This is a genomic window from Alcanivorax sp. (genome assembly GCF_017794965.1).
Taxonomy (GTDB): Bacteria; Pseudomonadota; Gammaproteobacteria; order Pseudomonadales; family Alcanivoracaceae; genus Alcanivorax.
Genome location: NZ_CP051240.1, coordinates 174,033 through 195,395, shown reverse-complemented (window position 1 = coordinate 195,395; position 21,363 = coordinate 174,033). Strand labels below are relative to the sequence as shown.

Genomic DNA, 21,363 nt, shown 5'->3' with positions numbered 1-21,363 from the left:
GCACCTGCTAACCACCAGTCATATTCATGAATCGTACCAGTTGCTCACCCGGGTCCAGGCTGAAGTCATGGCGTTCTGGCTTGATGGCCATGGCACCGATAATGGCGTCGCGCAGGGGGGCATCATCATCCGGGTGGGCGCGCAGCACCGCGCGCAGGTCCACGCTGTGTTCATGCCCCAGGCACAGGAGCATACGCCCCTCCGCAGTGACCCGCACCCGATTACACATCTCGCAAAAGTTTTGTGAGTGCGGGGAAATAAAGCCGATACGGCTGTCACTGCCGGGCACCTGCCAGTAACGGGACGGGCCACCGGTCTTCTCGGCCAGCGGCACCAGCTTGAGCCGTTCAGACAAGTCTTCCCGCAGCTCCGCGGAGGACACGAATTCCAGCCCGCGGTCGTGCTCACTGATCTGACCCAGCGGCATCTCCTCGATAAAAGAGATATCCAGCCCCTTCTCCAGGGCGAAATTCACCAGCGCAGGCACCTCATCGTGATTACGGCCTCGCAGGATCACGCTGTTCAGCTTGATCCGCCGGAAGCCTGCCTCGCGAGCCGCCTCGATCCCCGCCAGCACCTGGTTGAGATCACCCGTGCGAGTCAGCTGGCGAAACAGATCCGGGTTCAGGGAGTCCAGGCTGATGTTCACCCGGTCCAGGCCAGCGGCCTTCAACTCGTTGGCATAGCGGTCCAGCCGCGAGCCATTGGTGGTCATATTTAGTTCATCGAGCCCTGAAATGGCACCAATATCGCGCACAAGATGCGCCACATCCTTGCGCACCAGAGGTTCGCCACCGGTGAGCCGGATCCGCTTCACCCCCAGCGCCACCAGCACTCGTGCCAGCCGCCCCATCTCTTCCAGGGTCAGCACCTGGGCCCGTGGCACAAAGGTCATGTCCTCCGCCATGCAGTACACACAGCGGAAATCACAGCGGTCGGTAACCGACAGCCGGACATAATCGATGGTGCGCCCAAAGCGGTCCTGCAATACCGCAGGAGGGGCTTGATCTGTGCTTTTCATGCCCCCACTTTAGCAAACTGCGGGCCAGACAGGCCAAGCCCTGCTCTGACTGCGTTTGTCGGTTCCTGACCGACCCGGTTGGTCAGGCCGGGCGCGCTATTGTTAGAATGTGCGTCTTTCCGGGTGTTTCGGCCCTTTTCTGGTCGCAGCATTCCAAATTCATCTACCCCAAAAGGGTTTCCATGCAAATTTCTGAAAACGCCGTAGTGTCCATCCACTACACCCTGACCAACAATGCCGGCCAGACCATCGACTCTTCTGTCGAGCGTGGTGAACCCCTGGCCTACCTGCACGGCGCCGGCAACATCATTCCGGGTCTGGAAAATGCCCTGGTCGGCAAGCAGGCTGGCGACAAGCTGGATGTGACCGTCACCCCGGAAGAAGGTTACGGCGAGCGTCACGAGCAGCTGATCCAGCAAGTGCCGAAGACCGCCTTCGAAGGCAACGAAGACAACCTGCAGCCGGGCATGCAGTTCCAGGCTCAGACCGAAGCGGGCCCGCGCATCTTCACCATCACCGCGGTAGAAGGCGATGAAGTGACCGTAGACGGCAACCACCCACTGGCCGGTGAAACCCTGAACTTCGCCGTGGAAATCACCGAAGTGCGTGAAGCCTCCGCTGAAGAAAAAGAGCACGGCCACGTACACGGTCCGGAAGGTCACGATCACTGATCCCTGACACTCTGCGCCATAAAAAAAGGCTCCCATTTGGGAGCCTTTTTTTATGGCGCAGAGTGTCAGATGCTGGACGCCAGATGCCTGACGCTGTTTCTGTCGGAGCTGCGCCGCACTACTCGGGAATAAAGAATGGCCGCCCCTTCACCTCGGTAACCAAGAGCGACTGGTCGTATAACCGTTCCAGTGCATCGGGTACCAGCATGGTCTCTGCCGGACCATGACAAAGTTCACCATTGGGAAACAGCAGCAGTATATGGTCGCACCAGCGTGCGGCCAGGTTCAGGTCGTGGAGGCACAGGAACACCCCCGCCCCCTGTCTGGCCTGCTCACTGAGCAACGTCATGACGGCCACCTGGTGATGGAGATCCAGATGGTTGGTGGGTTCATCCGCCAGCCAGACTGCTGGCTGCTGGCATAGCGCCGTGGCGATGGACACCCGCTGGCGTTCGCCGCCGGACAGGGTATTCACCAATCGATCCGTCAGCGGAGAAAGCGCCAGCGCCTCCAAGGCATCGGTGGCGATGCGAACATCCTCACCCGTTTCCCGCTGCCATGCTGACAGGTACGGGTGACGACCAATCAAGACAGACTCAAACACCGTAGCCGGGAAACTGTCCTGACGCTCCTGAAATACCACTGCCAGCTGCCGGGCCAGTTGCCGACGGCGCAGCTCTGACACCGCCACCCCGTCCAGTCGTACCCTGCCCCGACGGGGTGGTCGCAGCCCGGCCAGGGTATGCAGCAAGGTGGTCTTGCCCGCACCGTTGGGGCCGAGCACGCCCCAGCACTGCCCCGGCGCCACGGTCATGGTCAGCGCCGCACCGTCTGTCCGGCCAGGAATGTCGATCACCAGTTCCTGGGTCTCCAGCACGGCCATCAGCGACTCCGATACAACAGGAACAGGAAAGTGGGAACGCCAATCAGGGCCGTGATTACCCCCACCGGCAATTGCTCCGGTGCCATGAGGGTACGTGCCAGGGTGTCCGCCACCGTGAGCAGGACGCCACCCGCGAGCACGCTGGCCGGCAGGACAATACGCTGGTCATTGCCCAGCACCAGCCGCAACATATGCGGCACGATCAACCCCACGAATCCCACACTGCCAGCGGTGGTCACGGCCACGGCAGCAAGCAGGCTGGCCAACGCATACACTGTCCAGGCCAACGGTTTGACCGCGACCCCCAGTGCCGCAGCTTGCAATGGGCCACGGGCCAGCACGTTCAGGCTGCGCCCCAGGGGCAAGATGACCAGCACCGCCGGGATCAATACCAGCCAGGCCAGCCAGGGCGTGCGGGCGTAGCTCAGGTCCCCCATGAGCCAGTACAACATACCCGGCAATTGCTCTACGGAACCCATGGTGAGCATGAAGGTAATCATGGCGCCCCAGCCAGCCGCGACCACGACCCCGGTGAGCAGCAGACGGGTCGGTGTCCAGCTGCCACGGCCCCGGGCCAGACCAAACACCATGAGCGTGGAAAGCAACGCCCCGGCGAACGCGGAACCGGATACCATGACGGTGCCCAGCCCCAGCAACATGGACAACAGTGCCCCTGCCGCAGCGCCGCCGGAAATCCCCAGCACATAAGGGTCTGCCAGCGGGTTACGCAAAAGCACCTGCATCAGGGCTCCGGACAGGGACAACAACCCGCCGGTGGCGAAAGCGGCCATCGCCCGGGGCGCCCTGAGCTCAAACACCAGTGCTTGATGCAACCCCTCGCCCCGCCCGCTAATAACCGCCCACAGTTCCGTCAGTGACACCGACACACTGCCCACGGACAACGCGACGATCAGCGATATCAGGCCGGCCAGACACAGCAGGCCCAGGGACAGGACGTGGCGAAAGTTAGTGTCGGGCACGGGCACTTTCCAGGTGCCGACACAGGGTGCGTGTGCCGGTAAGCATCATCGGCGTAGGCCGTTGCAGGGAAGAGGGGGCGATAAAGAACAGGTTGTCCTTCTCTACAGCCTGCAGAGAGGTGAAACGTTTCCAGGGATTAAGCCATTGGGGATCCTCTTCGCCCATGCCACCGGCCACGATCACCTGGGGATTCTTTTCCAGCACCGCCTCACGGCTGATGCGTGGCGCCAGTGCTGGCAAATCTCCGAACACATTCACGCCGCCACAGACACCAATGGCTTCACTGATCAGATGGGCATTGTTGACGGTCATCAGCGGTTCTTCCCAGACCTGATAGAACACCGTCACCGGCGAGGCCTTGGCATACCGGCTCTGCAGGGACGCAACGCCGGCCCTGAAAGCCTTGGCGGCTCCCGACGCCACCGCATCAGTACCGGCCAGCCGCCCCAACCGCTCCAGATTGCTGGCCACGTCCTCAAAACGCCGTGGCTCGCTCACATAGACAGGCAACCCCAGCGAAACCAGCCGCTCCACCTGCTCAGCCGGGTTACCACTGCCCCAGGCCACCACCAGATCCGGTTTCAGCGCCAGAATCGCCTCCAGATCCAGGCGTTTGAAAGTACCCACCCGTGGCAGTTTCTTTGCCGCTGGCGGGTAATCGCTAAAGCTCACTGCTGCGGCCATGTGCGCACCGGCTCCAGCGGCGAACAGGATTTCCGTCGCCCCGGGGGACAAGGCGACGATGCGCTTCGCGGGTTGCGCCAGGCAAAGGCTACGGCTGGCATCATCTTCTACACAAACCTCTGCACGGCCCACCACCGCCAGCAGGGACAGCAGTATCAAAAGCAACCCGCGAATCAGCATCATCTCTCCTGCGTTCCGGCAGGCATCCCAGCCCGCACCTTATTGTGTGTCGTAACTGATGTTCACCATCACTGCACGCCCGGCGTTGAGGTAATCCCAACCGGCAAAATTCCGTGCCGTGACATAGTCCTTGTCCAACAGATTTTCGACCGCCACCCGGCCGGTCCAGTTCTTCGCGAATGTCCAACTGGCTCGCAAATCCACCAACCCGAAACCTGGCAGCCGATCCGTGTTGGCCGCATCCGTGTAGCGATGCCCCTGGAAGCTGGCAGTGGCCCCCACGGACACATCACCGAAGCGACGATCCAGATCCAGCCGACCGGTACGCTGGGCCCGGTAGGCAATGATATTACCGGTTTCCCGATCTTCCGGTTTCAGGGCAGTGAATGCCAGCCCGGTACGCCACTGATTCCAGTCCAGCCCCAGGGCCAGTTCGGCCCCTTCCACCGTGGCCCGCTCCAGATTGAGGGAGGTGGACTGTGCAAAATCGTACACGATCATGTCATCGATGTTGGTGCGATAGAACGCTGCATCCCAGTACCAGTGACGGTACTGACCGCGCACTCCCAGCTCGCCGGTTTCCGAGGATTCCGGTTCCAGATTCGGGTTGCTGTAGAAGAACGGCGGGGAGTCCGGGAAGTAAAGATCGTTGAACGTGGGCGCACGGTATGCGGTGCCATAACTCACCCGTACCCGATGCTGGTGATTCAGCTTTACGCCAACCGCGCCCGCACCGGTCACCTTGCTGCCATAGGCATCGTTGTCGTCATGCCGCAGGCTGCCCTGCAGATCCAGCGCACCGAATGCCAGCAGTGCCTGACCAAACACCGCCTTGTTGTCGCGACCGGGCTCGTCATAGTCCACGCTGCTGAGCACCTCATCGCGCAGGTATTCGCCCCCCAGGATAAACTGGTGATTGCCGACCAATGCCACGCTCTGCACATTGGCAGTGCGGGTACGAGTATTGAAATCACCGCTGGTAAGGCCATCGGTGAAATCCTCACTTTCATCCTCCGCCTCACTGATCAATGCCTTGAGCTGCCAGTTGTCGTTCACCCAGACATCGCCCTTCAGCCCCGTCACCTGCAGCAGGTACTCCATCTCCCGCTTTTGCTCCGGTGTGGAACCTTCGAATTCCGTGTCACCCTCACTGCTGAACCTGAACAGGCCCACACTGGCTCGTTCTCCGAACTGGTGGTTGAGGCGAAAGATGCCAGACTCGTTATGGAAACCACGATTATGGCTATGCTCGCGAATCTCGGTGCCTTCGGTATCAAACACATTGGCGCCGACCATCACCGAAGTATTGTTCTCGCTCAGGGAGGCGCCCGCCCCCACATTCCAGCTACCGAAACTGCCACCGCCCACATTGGCCCAGCTGCCGTTGTCTCGACCGAATAGCTGAATCACACCGCCCACCGCATCGGAACCGTAAAGGCTGCCTCGGGGGCCACGCACGATCTCCACCCGCTCGAACATCTGCGGCGGCAGATATTCCCATGCCGGCGCACCGGTGGTCGCCGAGCGCAGACGCACACCTTCAATCATCAATAGCGATGCATTGCTGGAGGTGCCGCGGATGGACACATTACTGATCTTGCCGTAGGAACCGTTGCCATAGGTATCGATACCGGGCTGGCCACGCAACACATCACGCATCTCCACGACCTGCTGACCACGCAGAGTGCTCTCATCAATGACGGTTACTGAGGACAGGGACGCGTCTGCCGTCACACTGCTCAGGGTCGGCGTGACCACAACGGGGTCAAGCATGGCAACCTGAATGGGTTGTTCCGGGTACGCTGCCAATGGCAGCAGGCTCAGCGCCGCCGGGACGGCAGCAAAAAAACGAAATGACATGAAAGGATCCCCTCTACCGTGCCCACCCGCACGGCATGAATTAAGCCGCAGCAGACAGACAAGGGGATACCGGCGAGCGCCATTACCCCGTCATCGCCCACCGCAACGCCTGGTTCACCTGTCGGCCGGTCTCCGGGCTGATGAGCAAAGGGAAAATCATCCCTTTCGACAATCGCCTTCCCATACCTGCGTACAGTGGCATCCCGATTGTCGTTGACTCAATTACCGTTGCGGGGGCAGCGTCGGATTTATCCTGCTGACATAACAGCCAGGCATCACCGACTTCCCGTTTAACCTCCCCCGTGTTCGGGGCAGGCACCGAAAGGTGGCGCGAAATTACCAATGGCGGCACCAATAAGCAAACTGAATCCCGCTACTTGAATGCTTTTCATGGCGACTTGAGCGATTCTTGATGCTTATACCAAGACCCCATTCGCCTTGACAGCGCCGCTGCCTGAGTCGAGCATTTGCCGCTTTCCTGTCGTCGCCACATCTACACCGGAGCCCGCCTTGGACCCGTTTCCACCTTGGCAACACCCCATTGCGCCCCCCAGCGAATCGCATTATGAGAGGGCGCTGGCGCATCAGCAGCAGCTCACCAAGCCAGCGGGATCATTGGGACAACTGGAGCAGATCGCCGTTCAACTGGCCGGGCTGCAGGCAACCGACACCCCCTGCGCAGACAGAATTCATATCACCGTGTTCGTCGCCGACCATGGCGTATGCGCTGAAGACATCTCCCTGTTTCCTCAGGCGGTTACCGGGCAGATGATTGCCAACTTCGTCACCGGCGGCGCTGCCATCAGCGTCATGGCACAGCAACTCGGTGCCAGCCTGGAAGTGGTCAACCTCGGCACGGTCTCCGCCCCGCCCCTCAGCGAGGGGGTCATTGATGAAAGCATCGCTGCCGGCACCGCCAACCTGGCTCGCCAGGCAGCCATGAGCGAGAAGCAGCTGCAACAAGCTCTCGCGGCCGGAGATCGTGCCGCCGCCCGTGCCGCCGAACGGCGCAGCGAGCTTTTTATCGGCGGGGAAATGGGCATCGGCAACACGACCAGTGCCAGCGCCCTGGCCTGCGCTCTACTACATGCCGCACCGCAAGAACTGGCCGGCCCCGGCACCGGCCTGGATGCCAGCGGCTTGCGCCACAAGATCAAGGTGATTGAGCTGGCACTGGCGCGTCATGGCGAAAGTGACGAACCGCTCGCCTGCCTGGCATCACTGGGCGGTTTTGAAATTGTCGCGCTGACCGGTGCCATGATTGGCTGTGCGGTTCGCGGCATCCCGGCACTGGTGGATGGTTTTATTGTTTCCGTTGCCGCACTGGCCGCCGTGCGTCTGCGCCCGGAACTGGCCGGCTGGCTGATCTTCGCCCACCGCTCCAAAGAACCCGGGCATCAACGCGTCTTGCAGGCCATGAACGCCGAACCGCTACTGGATCTGGGCATGCGCCTCGGTGAAGGCAGTGGTGCCGCCGTGGCCGTCCCCCTGATACGCAGCGCCTGCGCCCTGCACAATCATATGGCCACCTTCGCCGATGCCGGCGTCAGCAACAGCGGGAACGACTGATATGACCACCACCTATTTCGATCTGATCCGTCACGGCGAACCGGCAGGGGGTCATAAGTACCGGGGGCACCGTGATGATCCGCTCAGCGAACAGGGCTGGCAACAAATGCGTGATGCCATTGGCAAAGACGAACAGTGGGATCACATCCTCACCTCGCCGTTGCTGCGCTGTCGCGAGTTCGCTAGCGAGCTTTCCGCACAATTGAATGTTCCTGTCACCGTCGCAGAGGGTTTCAAGGAAATCAGTTTTGGCGACTGGGAAGGAAAAACGCGCGAACAGGTGGCGCAGGAATATGGCAATCATCAAGCCAACTTCTGGCGCGATGCGGAAAATCATCCGCCACCCAACGCAGAATCCATTCAGGATTTTCACCGGCGCATCGGTGAAGCCTGGCAGTACTGGTGCAAGGAGTTGGCCGGCAAAAAAGTGTTGCTGGTCTGTCATGGCGGAGTCATCCGCATGGTGCTCGGCCATGTACTCGGACTAACGCCAAGCAACGCCATGGCCGGTTTTCACGTCCCCTTTGCCAACCGTTCCCAGGTCCGACTGGACCACACCGAATTCGGCACGCTGAGTTGTCTGGTAAAACACGGCTAGCCAAGTTTTTTGTAGGCGCCGCTTGAGGCGCGAACAAACCCGTTTCGAATTTCGAGCAGCAAGTTTCGAAAATCAACACATCCAGCCCGTAAGGTTTTCAAGGGGGCTGCCTTTCGAAACTCGATACCCGTTACTCGCTGACGCTCGTGATCGCGCCGCCAGCGACGCTCCTACAGCAGGCGCTACGGCTCGCCTTTGAGCGTCTGGGCAATCCCGGCCACTGACAACACCACCCGGTCACAACGCTTGGCCAGCGCCTGATTCAACCAGCCCAGCTCATCGGCAAAACGACGGGTAAGCGGATCCATGCCGATAATCCCCAAACCCACTTCATTACTGACGACAACCACCGGGGCGGGATAATCAACCAGTGCACTCAGGAAGTGGTCACGTTCCCGGGCGAAGACAGCCTCGTCGGCATGGAGCAGGTTACTCACCCAAAGACTCATGCAATCAATCAGCAAAACAGGCGCAGGGGCTTTTCGCGCCACCTGGTTCAGCAGCTCACCCAGTCGCAAGGGTTCTTCCTGCAGAGACCATTCGGCAGGGCGGCGTGTGCGGTGGCGGCGCACCCGCTGGTGCATTTCTGCATCCCCGATGGTGGCTGTGGCTACGTAAACCACCGGATCGGCCTGTTCGCTCACCAGCTGCTCAGCCAGTGCACTCTTGCCGGAACGCACGCCCCCCAGCACCAGCGACTTTGTCATCCGTTTTTCTTCACATACTGTGTCAGGATGACAATGCGCTGACCTTCTACCCGGCCTTCAATCTGTTCCGGGTTATCCTGCACCAGCGAAATGTTGCGCACGGCGGTACCGCGTTTGGCGGTAAAGTTGGCGCCTTTCACATTCAGGTCCTTGATCAGGGTGACCGAGTCACCGGCCTCCAGCGCTGCGCCATTGCTGTCACGATGTTGCACGCCCTGCTCTTCCACGACACCTTCACCTGTCGCCTGGGCCCACTCCAGCACATCGTCTTCCAGATACAGCATATCAAGCAGGTCCTGAGGCCAGCCTTCCGCACGCAGGCGGATTAGCATGCGCCAGGCCAATACCTGTACTGCCGGCTGCTGGCTCCACATGCTGTCATTCAGGCAGCGCCAGTGGTTGGTATCCTCATTGCCCGGATTGTCGATCTGATATTGGCAGGTTTCGCACAACAGCGCGGATTGCGCTTCGGAACCGTCCGACTCCGGCGGCACGGCATACACTGAAAGGGCTTCCCCCGCGCCACACAACTCGCAGCAAGAGTCCGCGCGAGCCAGCAAGGCAGATTCAATCGTCATCATTCCGCTCCCTGAAAAGGTGGCGCGAATTATAACGGAATCTCTTTCCTTTGCGGGCGGTCATTAGTCAGAGCTGTGGGCCAGGACAGGAGACCTTCCGGTTTATCCGCCATGTCGTCAGCTGAAAACAATCTCCACCTGGGAATCGCTCAACTTGCGGGCGCTAAGCGGCTCGTTAAACAGCTTGCCGACACCCAACACCAGACCGCGGTAGATATCGATCATGCCCCTGAATGATTTATAGGTAACCAGCAGGGTATTTTCATCCGTCCATTGATAATCAAAACGGGGCGGACGGGCATTCTTGATGGTAGCGGTCAGCTGCACATGCACCTTGTCCATGCCCAGAATCATTTCCCGGGCAGAATTGAAGCGGGTGAGAATACTGGAATAGATTTTGGGCGCGTAGACACAGCACCAGTGCTCGCCAAACGCATCGGCCACCTGTTCCGGCGTCAGGCCGAGCACCTCACCGGTTGAACGGAGAATATCCTTGGCCATGCCATCGTCAATGTCGGTTGTGGGATAGGCAAGACGATAGCGGGTGTCTTCATCCACCTGGGCATGGTCCAGAATCTGTTGCCATTGATCTGCACCGAACCGCGACTCAACCAGTTCCTTGGCACAACGGGTAATCGTTCCCTTCATTTTCAGCCACCTTTGAATATCCGACGCTTTCAGGACGAACCACCGGCTTGCTGCAAGGGCTCGCCCACCATGCTTGCTTTCGCAATCAGATTCGTTACGGGCAGGTCCAAATTACGCCAATGGAAGGGAAACCCTGTCACATACACGACAATTTCAGACAAGACAGGAGAAATAACGACTGAAGGGGCTTCAGGCCAGCCCAGGCTGGCCTGTCTCTAGAACAGTAGTGCCGAAAAAGGATAGAACGCCACAGGCTCCCCCATGGCCAGTGTTTTACCCACCGGCACCTCCGCCAGACCATCTGCCCAGACCGCGGAGCTCAGCATGCCGGAGCTCTGATTGGGATGTTGTTCCAGGACCTGTTGCCCGTTTTTCACCACACAGCGCACACGCAGATATTCCTGCCGCTTCCCCGGCCGCGACACCGAAAACCCGGCGGGCAACAGAAACGGCTCCGGCAGCACACGCTCAGCGCCACAGCAACGTCGCAACACCGGCAGCACCAGCCGCAAGTAACACACCAGCACCGCTGACGGATTGCCGGGCAACCCAAAAAACGGAATCCCGTCCACCTCGCCAAAGGTGAATGGCTTGCCAGGCTTGATCGCCAGCCGCCAGAAATCCAGTTTGCCATGGCGCTCCAGCACCGTTCGCAGATGATCCTCCTCCCCCACGGACACTCCGCCGGTGGAGATGATCACGTCCGGACGCCGGCGGCTATCGGTGAGGTACCGCGTCAGGGTATTGCCGATCAGTTCCGGGTCATCCGCCAGATGCTCGCGCCACACATGGGGAAAGCCGCTGGCGATCAAGAGCTGTTCCAGCTGGGGGCCGTTACTGTCGTAGATCTTCCCGGGCAGGGCCGCGTCTTCCGGCCTCTGCAATTCGTCTCCCGTGGTCAGCACCAGTACCCGTGGCGCATTGACCGTGACCCGGGACTCCCCCACCGAGGCTGCCAGCCCCAATGCCTGGGGCGTCAGCCGCTCACCACGGGCCAGCACCGTGGCGCCTCGGCGGGCATCCTGCCCCGCAGGACGAATGTTCTGGCCGGCCTGGACACTGTCCTGCCCGGGCAGCCGCACCCGGCCATCGGCGATCTCGCAATCCTCCTGCATCAGGACGGTATCGGCACCGTCAGGCACCGGGGCTCCGGTAAAAATGCGGGCGACTTGTCCGGGCATGAGCGTGGCGGGAGGATCCCCCGCGGCTACCCGCAGGTGCATGGGCAGCGTCAACCCCGCTTCACACAGGTCGGCATAACGCAGGGCCACCCCGTCGACGGCAGCATTATCAAAAGCCGGCACATCCACTCGGGCTTTGACCGGGCTGGCCAGGTACTGGCCGCGAACCTCCCCAAGCGGCAGATCGTGCACCGCCTGAAACGGGCGCGCAGCGTCCAGCAGACGCTCCAGCGCCTCGCTGACCGGCATCAAGGTTGCCGGCACGCTCACCGCCGCACCTGCCCGACAAAGTTGCAGGGGCGATGGCGCGCATCCAGCTGCTCGCGAATGATGCGATCCCAGCCGGTGGCACAGGCATTGTTGGAACCCGGCAGGCAGAAGATCACCGTGCGGTTGGCCAGTCCGGCCAGGCAACGAGACTGCACAGTGGAGGTGCCGATGTCCTCCACGCTCACTTGGCGGAACAGTTCGCCAAAGCCCTCAATATGTTTGTCGAACAGCACGGACAGCGCTTCCGGGGTGGAATCCCGGCCGGAAAAGCCGGTCCCTCCGGTGGTCAGGATCACCTGGATCTCTTCATCGGCAATCCAGTCCGAAATCACCTTGCGCAGCTGGTAAACATCATCCTTGACGATCTGGCGGCGCGCCAGGCGATGGCCCGCCTCTTCCAGACGCGCCACCAACAGGTCGCCGGAGGTATCCGTCTGCGCAGTACGGGTGTCACTGACGGTCAACACCGCCAGGGCCAGAGGCTCGAATGCTGCCGCAGGCTTGGTCATAAAACATCTCCTTTCTATGCCTTGATACTACCACGGCCTGTCGCCCGCCGGCTGGGCAGGACAGCACGAATTGACCGTGGCCGACAGGCCACTGTTCGCAGAGGTAAAGCAGGGGTAAATTCAGAATATACATTATGTTTATCGGGAGATCGTCATGAACCGTATGGAAAGCGCCCAGCAAGAGGCCAACCTGCTACCCCGCATGCCCCAGCGAAACCTGAAGGCCATTCCTGGCGACTATGGCTGGCCACTGTTGGGAGAAACGATCCCCTTCCTCAAGGATTACCACAAGCTGGTGACCGAACGGGCCGAAAAATACGGTCTTGTCTTCAAGGGCTCGGTACTGTTCCAGCGGGGCGTCACACTGCTGGGGCCGGAAGCCAACGAGTTTGTCCTCAAGGACCCGGAGCACGTGTTTTCAAGTCGCGCCGCCTGGAATCCGATTCTGGAAAAGCTGTTCACTGACGGCCTGATGCTGCGTGATTTTGCCGATCACAAATTCCACCGCCGGATCATGCAGCAGGCGTTCAAGAAACCGGCGCTGGCCAGCTATCTGGATCGCATGAATGCCCATATTGGTCGCGAGATCCAACACTGGCCCACGGGCACCGAGATCAAGTTCCTGGATCACATCAAGACTCTGCTGCTGGATGTGGGCGCACAGATTTTCTTCGGGCTGGAAATGGGCCCGGAATCGGACAAGGTCAACCAGTCATTCATCGATGCTACCGAAGCCTCACTCGCCGTGCTGCGCGTCGAGATTCCCGGCACCCTGTGGTACCGCGGCATGAAGGGACGCCGCTATCTTGAGGACTTTGTGACCGGCCTGATTCCGGAGAAACGCAACAGCGAGCAGAGCGATTTCTTCAGTGAACTGTGCAAGGCGGCCGATGAGGAAGGCGGCCTCAGCGATCGCGACGTGATGAACCACATGATTTTCCTGCTGTTCGCTGCCCATGACACCACCACCAGCACCCTTTGTTCGGTGCTCTACATGCTGGCCAAACATCCGGAATGGCAGGATATCCTGCATCAGGAAATGCAGGACATGAACAAGGACGCGCTGGAGTACGATGATCTGGCCAAACTGGAAAAGACCGGCTGGGTGTTCAAGGAAACCCTGCGCATGCGCCCACCGCTGACCACCTTCCCCCGACGTACCGTAAAGGATGTCACCTTCAAGGGGCACACCCTGCCGCGCAACACCCTGGTGAATGTCTCCACCCTCTACACCCATTACATGGACGAGTACTGGAGCCATCCGCACACCTTCGATCCGGTGCGTTTCAGTGACGAACGCGCCGAACACAAGAAGCACTTTTACCAGTGGCTTCCTTTCGGCGGCGGACACCACAAATGCCTGGGCCTCAACTTTGCCGAGCTACAAACCAAGACCTTCCTGTTCCACTTCCTGAAACAGTACAAGGTCAGCGTCAAACCCGGCTACGAAGTACCGACCCAACAGGTGCCGTTGATCATGCCAAAGGACGGATTGCCGGTAACGCTTGAAAAACGAGTTTAAAGTTAAAAGTTCAAAGTTAAAACGCGTGAAAATCACTCATAACCCATAACGCAAGAGGCCGCGACCAGAAATGATCGCGGCCTCGATGCTTTCAATTACTACCAGTCTAATCCGCGTTTCAACTTTAAACTTTGAACTTTCAACTCAGGATTGCTGGAACAAATGCACATCCCGCTGCGGGAACGGGATGGTGATGCCGGCCTTGTCGAAGGCGTATTTCACCTGTTCGAACAGACCAAAGTACACCGGCCAGTAATCTTCCGAATTCACCCATACCCGGGTCAGCATGTTGATACTGCTGTCGGCGTGGGCAGAGACAAAGATATTGGGGGCGAACTTGTCACCCGTGAGGATACGATCGTCACTGTCGATCACCGACTGGATGGCCGCCCGCGCCTCCTGAATGCTGTCCCCATAGCTGATGCCAAACTCGATATCCACCCGCCGCTGCGGTTCACAGAAGATGTTCTTGATGCAGCCGTTGGACATGAGCCCGTTGGGGATCACGATGCGTTGATTGTCGTAAGTCACCAGGATGGTGGTGAAGATCTGGATATCATGCACCCTGCCCATGTGCCCCTGTGCCTCAATGATGTCCCCCACGCGATAAGGCTTGAAGAACAGGATCAACACCCCGCCGGCCAGATTGCCCAGGCTACCCTGCAGAGCCAGCCCCACCGCCAGACCGATAGCACCGAGCATGGCGATAAAGGATGTGGTTTCGATACCAATCATGCCGGCCACCGCCACCAACAGCAGGATCTTCAGCAGCACATCCACCAGGCTGGTGAGAAACTTCTGCAGTGAGGTATCAATGGCCTGATGACCAAGCACTTTCCCCAACCCCTTACCGATGCGCTTGATGATCCAGAAGCCAACAATCAGGGTAATGACCGCCAGCACCACCTTGGGCAGATAGGTCATGCCCAGTTCTATTGCCTTGTCCAGGTAAGGCTGAATTTGCTCCATGTCCATCGTTCCTTCCTTAGATGTAATAATGAAGAACTTTAAAATAGCATCACCCCGGTAACCGCCAACCCCCTCTACAGGCTGAATTTGCCATTATTTGCCGCCTCGCGGCCGAATCTGGCTTCATGCAACAGGCAACACGCTGAAAGCGGAACCACTTACGCCCTCTGGCAGGCCCTTTTTCTTGCCAGGACATGCAGGGCCACGGGGCGAACCGCTATACTGCTGACACAGTCATTTTCTGAAAGAACCCGACGGACAGCCATGAAATACGCCATTCTTCCGGTCACCCAGTTCCAGCAGAACTGTTCCTTCCTGAAATGCGAAGCCACCGACAAGGTGGCCATCGTGGATCCGGGGGGCGATCTGGACAAGATCCTGGACGCTCTCAAGCAAGTGGGAGGCACACCAGAGAAAATTCTGGTGACCCATGCCCACCTGGATCATGTGGGCGCCGTGGCTGAACTGGCCGAGAAGCTGGACCTGCCCATCGAAGGCCCCCACCGGGAAGACCAGTTCTGGATCGACATGCTGCCCCAACAGGCGCAAATGATGGGCTTCCCCCCTTCACGACCGTTCACCCCCACCCGCTGGCTGGAAGACGGCGACAGCGTCACCGTGGGCGACACCCGGTTTGAAGTACGTCATTGCCCTGGCCACACCCCGGGCCATGTGGTCTTCTACCAGCCGGAAAGCAAGCTGGTGGTAGTGGGAGATGTGCTGTTCAATGGCTCCATTGGCCGCACCGATTTTCCAAAAGGGGATTTCGATACCCTGATCAACGCCATCAAGGATAAACTCCTCACCCTTGAGGATGATGTGTCCTTCATCCCCGGCCACGGCCCCATGTCCACCATTGGTCATGAACGGGCCAACAACCCTTTTGTCTCAGGTAAGCACGGTTAATACACGATGGAATCCATTGGCATGAAGTGGCTGCTGACCGCCGTCATTCTGGTATTGGGCTGGGCTCTGTCTGCCCTGCTGAGGGGCATCACCACGCGACTGGGGCGGCGCCGGGACTACAGCCGGGCGCGTATTTTCCAGACCGCGGTGGTGATCAACAGCGCCTGCCTGGTGATCAGCCTGATCGCCGTCGGCGTGCTATGGGGCCTGAAAGGCGATGGCCTGATGGTGTTCGCCACCTCACTAATGGCGCTGCTGGGTGTGGCGCTGTTTGCCAGCTGGTCCATGCTCAGTAATGCTACCGCCGCCATCATCCTGTTTTTCAGCGCACCGTACCGGGTGGGTGACCGCATCCGCCTGCTTGACGGCGACAATACGGTCACAGGTCAGATCCGTCACATGGGCCTGATCTTCATCACCGTCCAGGACGAACTGGGACACCGCTATACCCTGCCCAATAATCTGCTATTGCAGAAAACCGTGATCCGTCTGAAGAACGACACGTTGCCAAGGGATCAGAAACACATGCGGGCGGATTGAGGCCGGAGCAAGCTTCAAGCTGCAACGCGGGCAAGGTTAATTTGATTTTGAAACGCTGGAGGCCGCGCCCATATCTTGGGCGCGGCCTCTTTACTACCAGAACTCACCCGCGTTGCAGCTTGAAGCTCGTAGCTCGTAGCTGCCCCCTCACATCCGATACCCCAGACTCAACATATACAGGGTGCCTTCGTAGGGAAAATCGGCAATGGCATCGTTGAAGTCCATTTTCACTGCCTGCTCGCGTACCACCGCTCCCACCTCGGCATTATTACCCATGGAAAAGATCAGCCCCATGGAACCGTAGGCACCATAGCCAAAACGGGTATCACGCTCATCACCATTGATAATCACCGTGCTGCTGAGGGGCACGGGGCGGGGATCGGACTGATCCTGTTTCAGGGAACCCACCAGCAACATGGGGCCGCCAGACACAAACACACGGGCGTGTTCGCCCAGAAGCACATCTGCGTAGCCCCCTAACTGGGTACCGAACACGAACAGTTCGTTGTCCACTTTCACGTTGATGGTTGTGCCGCCATTCACCACGCCGGAATAGCTCACGGTATCATTCTGCCAGCTGATCAGGGCACCCCCTTCATAGCCATAGCGCAAGCGCTCCCCGCCGAGGATTTTCTGCACCCCGGCGGCAAAGAAAGGCAAATGGTCATACTCCCCTGTCAGTTCCGCATCGCCCGCATAGAGGCTGGAATCATTGTCCCTGAGTTGCAGCTGCCCGGCCTGAAGAAAACCATACTGGATATCGGCTGCCTGCACCGGCCCCGCCACCAACAGGGGCATCATGACCCGCCACCACCATCGTCCCATCATGCCATCCCTCTGATCGTTCACATCCTTGCACAGCCTAAACCAGGGCTACGGACAAGAACACTCACCAGTTACGACCTGCGTCATACTCCGGTAAAGTAACCCCACAGGAACTTCTTCGGAAAGGACACACCATGCGTTATCTCATTCTGTCTGTCGTTTTTGCCATGCTCGGCCTGTTGGCCGCGTGCCAGAACCATAATGCGGAAAGCCCGCTGCCCGACGCCTGCTACCAGCCGCCGGAATCCGGCATGTGCAAAGCCTCTTTCCAGCGCTATTACCACGACCCCGAGAGCGGCACCTGCCACAGCTTCATTTGGGGCGGCTGCAAGGGCAGCGTGCCGTTCGAGACCCTGGAAGAATGCGTCACCACCTGTAACGCCAGTCCGGACCAGGGTAGCGCCTCCTACAGCGGCAAAGGGGCGCCGCGATGACCGACACCTCCCGCACCGGCCTGGCCCGGCTGGTCTATGTCTTGCATCTGGTGGGATTGATCACCGGCGGGCTGACCGCCATTGCCGGGGTCATCATCGCTCACATCAATGCAGGCGATGCACCGCCGCCACTGCGTGAACACTTCCGCTTCCAGTACCGCACCTTCTGGATCGGCCTGCTGTACTGGTTCATCGCCGGCATTACCACGGTGGCCTTCATTGGCTGGCTGTTGATGGTGGTAATCACGTTCTGGTGGATCATCCGTTGCGCCAAGGGGCTCAGCGCCCTGAACCGAGATGTACCCCCCAACAATGTGGACGGCTGGGGCTTCTGATCCCTGTCATCTGATCGACACCTTTGCCCGCCAGACTGGCGGGCTACCGACACTGAGGAGAAACCATGCTGTCGTTACGACTGACCGCTGTCACCCTGTTCACCCTGCTGCTTTGCGCCTGTGCCCAGAGCCCCGTTGTCCAGCTCTACGACGGGCCTGCCCAGTCCGACAACAAGGTGGTCACCGTGCGCGTTCCCAGTGAACTGGAAGTGTTCACCATCAATGGCGAGGAAGTGGAAGGTGTGAATACCTTTTTCGCCACCGACTTCAAGGACCTGAAACTGACCCCGGGGCGTTATGAGATTCTCGCCTACTACAAGGAACTCTGGCAGCTGGATGCGGACAACCACGAGATCGTGAAGACCAATCCGGCCAATTTCATTGTGGATGGCAAGCCCGGAGAGATGTGGGTGCTGGGCTATGAAAAGCCCGCTGACGTGGACGCCGCCCGCGCCATGGAAGACAGCTTCAACGGCTGGGCTGAAAACACCGTCACCGGTGAAAAGGTGGCCGCAGAGAAATCCGAACTGATCCTCAAGCGCGGCTTTCTGGCCCCGGTAACCGGCGAAGAATTGAGCGCGCCTGCCAGCAACACCGTGGCACCCCAGGCTGCTACCGCAGTAGCACCCGCCGCCGCTGAAGCCGCCGCGCCCGCCGCTGCCGCCAACTACCTGGACACGCTCAAGGCTCAATGGAACCAGGCCACCCCGGAAGAGCGCCGCGAATTTCTGCAGTGGATAGCGGAGTAGACGCAACACGCGACACGCTTCACGCAACACGCGGGTGCGGCCTTGAAGCCCCCCGCTCGCGGTGATGCTCATCGGGTCATCGAATGCTAATTTCGCTCAGCAAGCTGAGCTCCTACAGGCTGGCTGGCCGAAGGCAGAGAGGAGCATCGTGGGCACAGCCTGGCCGCTCCTTCCCTGCTATCCCGCGTTTCAACTTTCAACTTTGAACTGCCTTTGAATTTCATAGCTCATAGCTCGCAGCTCGTAGCTGCTCTACTCCCCCTGAATCGTTGCCACCACCCTTCTCGCCCCGCCATGATCTCGGTGCTCGCAGAGATAGATGCCCTGCCAGGTGCCTAGCGCCAAACGCCCACCGGTAATGGGAAGACTTAACGACGGACCGATCAGCACGCTCTTGATATGCGCCGGCATGTCGTCCGGCCCTTCCAGGGTATGCTCATAGTAGGGAGCATTCTCCGGCACCATCACATTCAGATGACGCTCCAGATCGCCACGCACGTCCGGGTCAGCATTTTCATTGATGGTCAGGGAGGCGGAGGTGTGCTGGATAAACAGGTGCAACAGCCCCACCTGCACCTCGGCAAGTTCCGGTAGCTGCTCCAGCACTTCCCGGGTCACCAGATGGCAACCACGGCGTTTTGCTGAGAGCGTCAGGGTTTTCTGTATCCACATGTGGCTATCCTGATATCAGTGGCTTCGTCCTGTATTGACCTTGGCGGACTGAAAAATCAGCGGCAGACTCAAGATCACAGGACAGGGAGCAAGCATGAAACTCAACGGCCAGACCATTGTACTGACTGGTGCCTCCAGTGGCATCGGTGCGGAAGCCGCCATCCTGATGGCAAAGCGTGGCGCCAGGCTCTGTCTGGTGGCACGGCGGGAAGAACACCTGCGAGAGGTGCAACAACGGGTGGAAGCCGAGGGCGCCTACGCCGCCATCTACCCCTGTGACCTGAGCGACAACGACGCCATTGAAGCCTGCGCAGCCCGGATTCTGGCCGAGCAGCCACAGATTGACGCCCTGGTGAATAACGCCGCCCATTCCATTCGCCGCCCCATCGAACAATCCCTGGATCGGCTGCATGATTTCCAGCGTACCGTACAGCTCAACTATATCGGCGCGGTGGCGATGACCCTGAAACTGTTGCCCCGTTTTCTGGAGCAGGGGCATGGGCATGTGGTGAATATCTCCAGCCTGTCCACCCAGATCCCCATCCCTTTGTTCTCCGCCTACCTGGCCAGCAAGAGCGCTCTGGAATCCTTCACCCGCTCCCTGCAGGCGGAAATGGGCCATCAGGGTATCACCACCACGGTGGTGTATTTCCCCATGGTGCGTACGCCCATGTCATCGCGTACGGCGATCTACAAGTACATGCCCATGATGAACGTAAAGAAAGCCGCCGGCTGGATCGTGGAAGCCTGTGAGAAACGCCCGGCAAGAATCTCCCGCCCCATGGGTCGCCTGGGCAGCGTCCTCCTCGCCGCCGCCCCCGGGCCCATTACCAAACTGCCCCAACCCCTGTTCCGGGGCATGGATCAGTTGCTGGCAAGCCGGCTGAAGAAGAAGGGATAGAAGCAAGCTACAAGCTTCAAGCTACAACGCGGTGAAGACTGGATGCCCCCCGAATGCAGCATCCGCGATTAAAGGGACTGGGGTATTTCGAGGGGTGTAATTTCAACACATCATCGCGGGCAGGGCCTGCGAGCCACCACCCAACTCTCCCGCGTTGTAGCTTGCAGCTTGAAGCTTGTAGCTCAATTGACCACATTCGTCGGCGTTCCCGCCTGCCAGTTCCGGATATTGCTGACTACCCCATCCAGTAACCGTTGCCTGCATTCGCGGGTACCCCAGGCGTTATGCGGGGTGAGGATCAGGTTGGGAATGTCGTCGGCCAGTAACACATGATCCCGCGGTGGCGGTTCGCTGCTGAGCACATCCAGTCCGGCGCCGCCCAATTGCCCGCTGCGCAGCGCCTCCGCCAGGGCAGGTTCATCCACCAGACCGCCCCGGGCGGTATTGATCAGCAGTGCACCCGGTTTCATCTGCGACAGGAAGGCAGTATCCACCAGCTTGTCGGTCTGTGAGGTAAGGGGGCAGTGCAGGCTTACCACATCCGCCTGTGGCAACAACTCACTCAACGGGAGGCGTTCCTGATGGCTGTTGCCGCTGAACGATTGCGCCACCGCTATCTTCATGCCGAAGGCTTCCGCCAGCCGTGCGGTCTCCCTGCCAAGATCACCATAACCAATCACCCCAAGTGTTTTCCCTGCCAGCTCCATGATCGGATAATCCAGCAGACAGAACTGTCGGCCCGCACTCCAGTCTCCCCGCTTCACTGCCCGGTCGTACTGGAGGCCATGCGTGGCCAGGGTGAGCATCAGCATCAAGCTGTGTTGCGCCACCGACGCCCGGGCATAGCCGGACACATTGCACACCACAATGCCTTGCTCACGGGCGGCATTCAGGTCCACATTATTGGTACCCGTGGCACAAATGCAGATAAGCTTGAGGGACGGACAGGCGGCCAGGGTAGCGGCATCCAGCACCACCTTGTTGGTGATCACCACCTGCGCCCCCTGAAGACGCTCAACGCGCTGCGCCGGGTCCGTAAAGGGGAAAAAGGTCCAGGACATCAATGCCTCAAGGGCAGAGAAGTTCAGTTCATCGGGGTTGACGGTTTCCGAGTCAAGAAAAACACCCTGCATGATCATGGTCCTTCAGCGGAAAGAAGAAAAAGGGTGT

Annotated in this window: 24 protein-coding genes and 1 riboswitch; of the genes, 10 read left to right on the top strand and 14 right to left on the bottom strand. The window is 59.5% G+C overall.

From position 1 onward, the window contains the following. Positions 1-7 precede the first annotated feature (7 nt). Positions 8-1,021 (bottom strand): GTP 3',8-cyclase MoaA, encoded by a 1,014-nt coding sequence (gene moaA / locus HF945_RS00925; protein WP_290523820.1) that lies wholly within the window; start codon positions 1,019-1,021, stop codon positions 8-10. A 182-nt stretch (positions 1,022-1,203) separates the two neighbouring features. Between moaA and HF945_RS00920 the strand changes: the two genes are divergently transcribed. Next, on the top strand, positions 1,204-1,692 hold the full coding sequence (locus HF945_RS00920) for a peptidylprolyl isomerase (RefSeq protein WP_290523819.1): 489 nt from the start codon (positions 1,204-1,206) through the stop codon (positions 1,690-1,692). Between the two features lie 118 nt (positions 1,693-1,810). Here the strand turns inward: HF945_RS00920 and HF945_RS00915 are convergent, their stop codons facing one another. The 4 genes from HF945_RS00915 to HF945_RS00900 are packed head-to-tail and all read right to left on the bottom strand — an operon-like array spanning position 1,811 to position 6,280. Continuing rightward, positions 1,811-2,575, bottom strand: a complete 765-nt coding sequence (locus HF945_RS00915) for an ABC transporter ATP-binding protein (RefSeq protein ID WP_290523818.1) — start codon at positions 2,573-2,575, stop codon at positions 1,811-1,813. After that, the gene (locus HF945_RS00910) at positions 2,575-3,555 is read right to left on the bottom strand and encodes an iron ABC transporter permease (RefSeq protein WP_290523817.1); all 981 of its coding nucleotides are present in this window, start codon (positions 3,553-3,555) and stop codon (positions 2,575-2,577) included. Before HF945_RS00910 ends, HF945_RS00915 begins: the two co-directional genes overlap by 1 nt. Then, a complete protein-coding gene (locus tag HF945_RS00905; RefSeq protein WP_290523816.1) occupies positions 3,542-4,423 on the bottom strand; it encodes a cobalamin-binding protein in 882 nt (293 codons plus the stop codon). The genes HF945_RS00910 and HF945_RS00905 overlap by 14 nt, the downstream gene beginning before the upstream one ends. A 36-nt stretch (positions 4,424-4,459) precedes the next feature. Next, entirely contained in the window at positions 4,460-6,280 is a 1,821-nt protein-coding gene (locus HF945_RS00900; protein WP_290523815.1) for a TonB-dependent receptor, read from the bottom strand. Between the two features lie 105 nt (positions 6,281-6,385). Beyond that, a riboswitch (cobalamin riboswitch) is annotated at positions 6,386-6,618 on the bottom strand. A 172-nt stretch (positions 6,619-6,790) separates the two neighbouring features. Between HF945_RS00900 and cobT the strand changes: the two genes are divergently transcribed. Next, a complete protein-coding gene (cobT, locus tag HF945_RS00895) occupies positions 6,791-7,849 on the top strand; it encodes a nicotinate-nucleotide--dimethylbenzimidazole phosphoribosyltransferase (protein WP_290523814.1) in 1,059 nt (352 codons plus the stop codon). Between the two features lies 1 nt (position 7,850). Further along, on the top strand, positions 7,851-8,447 hold the full coding sequence (locus tag HF945_RS00890) for a histidine phosphatase family protein (protein ID WP_290523813.1): 597 nt from the start codon (positions 7,851-7,853) through the stop codon (positions 8,445-8,447). 182 nt (positions 8,448-8,629) lie between these two features. Here the strand turns inward: HF945_RS00890 and cobU are convergent, their stop codons facing one another. The 5 genes from cobU to moaB form a co-directional block, all read right to left on the bottom strand. After that, a complete protein-coding gene (gene cobU, locus HF945_RS00885; RefSeq protein ID WP_290523812.1) occupies positions 8,630-9,154 on the bottom strand; it encodes a bifunctional adenosylcobinamide kinase/adenosylcobinamide-phosphate guanylyltransferase in 525 nt (174 codons plus the stop codon). After that, the gene (locus HF945_RS00880) at positions 9,151-9,732 is read right to left on the bottom strand and encodes an alkylphosphonate utilization protein (RefSeq protein ID WP_290525367.1); all 582 of its coding nucleotides are present in this window, start codon (positions 9,730-9,732) and stop codon (positions 9,151-9,153) included. Before HF945_RS00880 ends, cobU begins: the two co-directional genes overlap by 4 nt. Before the next feature lie 117 nt (positions 9,733-9,849). Further along, positions 9,850-10,380 carry a heme NO-binding domain-containing protein gene (locus HF945_RS00875; protein WP_290523948.1) on the bottom strand — a complete coding sequence of 177 codons (531 nt, stop codon included), beginning with the start codon at positions 10,378-10,380 and terminating at the stop codon, positions 9,850-9,852. 215 nt (positions 10,381-10,595) lie between these two features. Further along, positions 10,596-11,831 (bottom strand): gephyrin-like molybdotransferase Glp, encoded by a 1,236-nt coding sequence (gene glp, locus HF945_RS00870; protein ID WP_290523947.1) that lies wholly within the window; start codon positions 11,829-11,831, stop codon positions 10,596-10,598. Then, a complete protein-coding gene (moaB, locus tag HF945_RS00865) occupies positions 11,828-12,340 on the bottom strand; it encodes a molybdenum cofactor biosynthesis protein B (protein ID WP_290523946.1) in 513 nt (170 codons plus the stop codon). The genes glp and moaB overlap by 4 nt, the downstream gene beginning before the upstream one ends. Positions 12,341-12,494: 154 nt before the next feature. On the opposite strand from moaB, the gene HF945_RS00860 reads away from it, so the two are divergent. Beyond that, positions 12,495-13,862 carry a cytochrome P450 gene (locus HF945_RS00860; RefSeq protein ID WP_290523945.1) on the top strand — a complete coding sequence of 456 codons (1,368 nt, stop codon included), beginning with the start codon at positions 12,495-12,497 and terminating at the stop codon, positions 13,860-13,862. Between the two features lie 144 nt (positions 13,863-14,006). Here the strand turns inward: HF945_RS00860 and HF945_RS00855 are convergent, their stop codons facing one another. After that, positions 14,007-14,837, bottom strand: coding sequence for a mechanosensitive ion channel domain-containing protein (locus HF945_RS00855; protein ID WP_290523944.1), 831 nt, complete (start codon positions 14,835-14,837; stop codon positions 14,007-14,009). A 258-nt stretch (positions 14,838-15,095) separates the two neighbouring features. Between HF945_RS00855 and HF945_RS00850 the strand changes: the two genes are divergently transcribed. Beyond that, positions 15,096-15,737, top strand: coding sequence for an MBL fold metallo-hydrolase (locus HF945_RS00850; protein WP_290523943.1), 642 nt, complete (start codon positions 15,096-15,098; stop codon positions 15,735-15,737). A gap of 21 nt (positions 15,738-15,758) precedes the next feature. Beyond that, positions 15,759-16,277: a mechanosensitive ion channel domain-containing protein gene (locus tag HF945_RS00845; RefSeq protein WP_290523942.1), complete on the top strand. Its 519-nt coding sequence runs from the start codon at positions 15,759-15,761 to the stop codon at positions 16,275-16,277. Between the two features lie 147 nt (positions 16,278-16,424). Here the strand turns inward: HF945_RS00845 and HF945_RS00840 are convergent, their stop codons facing one another. Beyond that, positions 16,425-17,105 (bottom strand): hypothetical protein, encoded by a 681-nt coding sequence (locus HF945_RS00840; RefSeq protein WP_290523941.1) that lies wholly within the window; start codon positions 17,103-17,105, stop codon positions 16,425-16,427. A gap of 131 nt (positions 17,106-17,236) precedes the next feature. Between HF945_RS00840 and HF945_RS00835 the strand changes: the two genes are divergently transcribed. The 3 genes from HF945_RS00835 to HF945_RS00825 all read left to right on the top strand — a co-directional run bounded on the left by HF945_RS00835 (position 17,237) and on the right by HF945_RS00825 (position 18,620). Then, entirely contained in the window at positions 17,237-17,536 is a 300-nt protein-coding gene (locus HF945_RS00835) for a BPTI/Kunitz domain-containing protein (protein WP_290523940.1), read from the top strand. Next, positions 17,533-17,871: a hypothetical protein gene (locus HF945_RS00830; protein WP_290523939.1), complete on the top strand. Its 339-nt coding sequence runs from the start codon at positions 17,533-17,535 to the stop codon at positions 17,869-17,871. Before HF945_RS00835 ends, HF945_RS00830 begins: the two co-directional genes overlap by 4 nt. A gap of 65 nt (positions 17,872-17,936) precedes the next feature. Next, positions 17,937-18,620: a DUF2057 domain-containing protein gene (locus tag HF945_RS00825; protein WP_290523938.1), complete on the top strand. Its 684-nt coding sequence runs from the start codon at positions 17,937-17,939 to the stop codon at positions 18,618-18,620. Positions 18,621-18,872: 252 nt separating this feature from the next. On the opposite strand, the gene HF945_RS00820 is transcribed toward HF945_RS00825, so the two are convergent. Further along, complete coding sequence (locus tag HF945_RS00820; RefSeq protein WP_290523937.1) at positions 18,873-19,292, bottom strand: secondary thiamine-phosphate synthase enzyme YjbQ; 420 nt, start codon at positions 19,290-19,292, stop codon at positions 18,873-18,875. Between the two features lie 94 nt (positions 19,293-19,386). Here HF945_RS00820 and HF945_RS00815 point away from each other — a divergent pair, with 94 nt between their 5' ends. Then, positions 19,387-20,193: an SDR family NAD(P)-dependent oxidoreductase gene (locus HF945_RS00815; protein WP_290523936.1), complete on the top strand. Its 807-nt coding sequence runs from the start codon at positions 19,387-19,389 to the stop codon at positions 20,191-20,193. A 182-nt stretch (positions 20,194-20,375) separates the two neighbouring features. On the opposite strand, the gene HF945_RS00810 is transcribed toward HF945_RS00815, so the two are convergent. Beyond that, a complete protein-coding gene (locus HF945_RS00810) occupies positions 20,376-21,326 on the bottom strand; it encodes a 2-hydroxyacid dehydrogenase (RefSeq protein WP_290523935.1) in 951 nt (316 codons plus the stop codon). Positions 21,327-21,363: the final 37 nt, after the last annotated feature.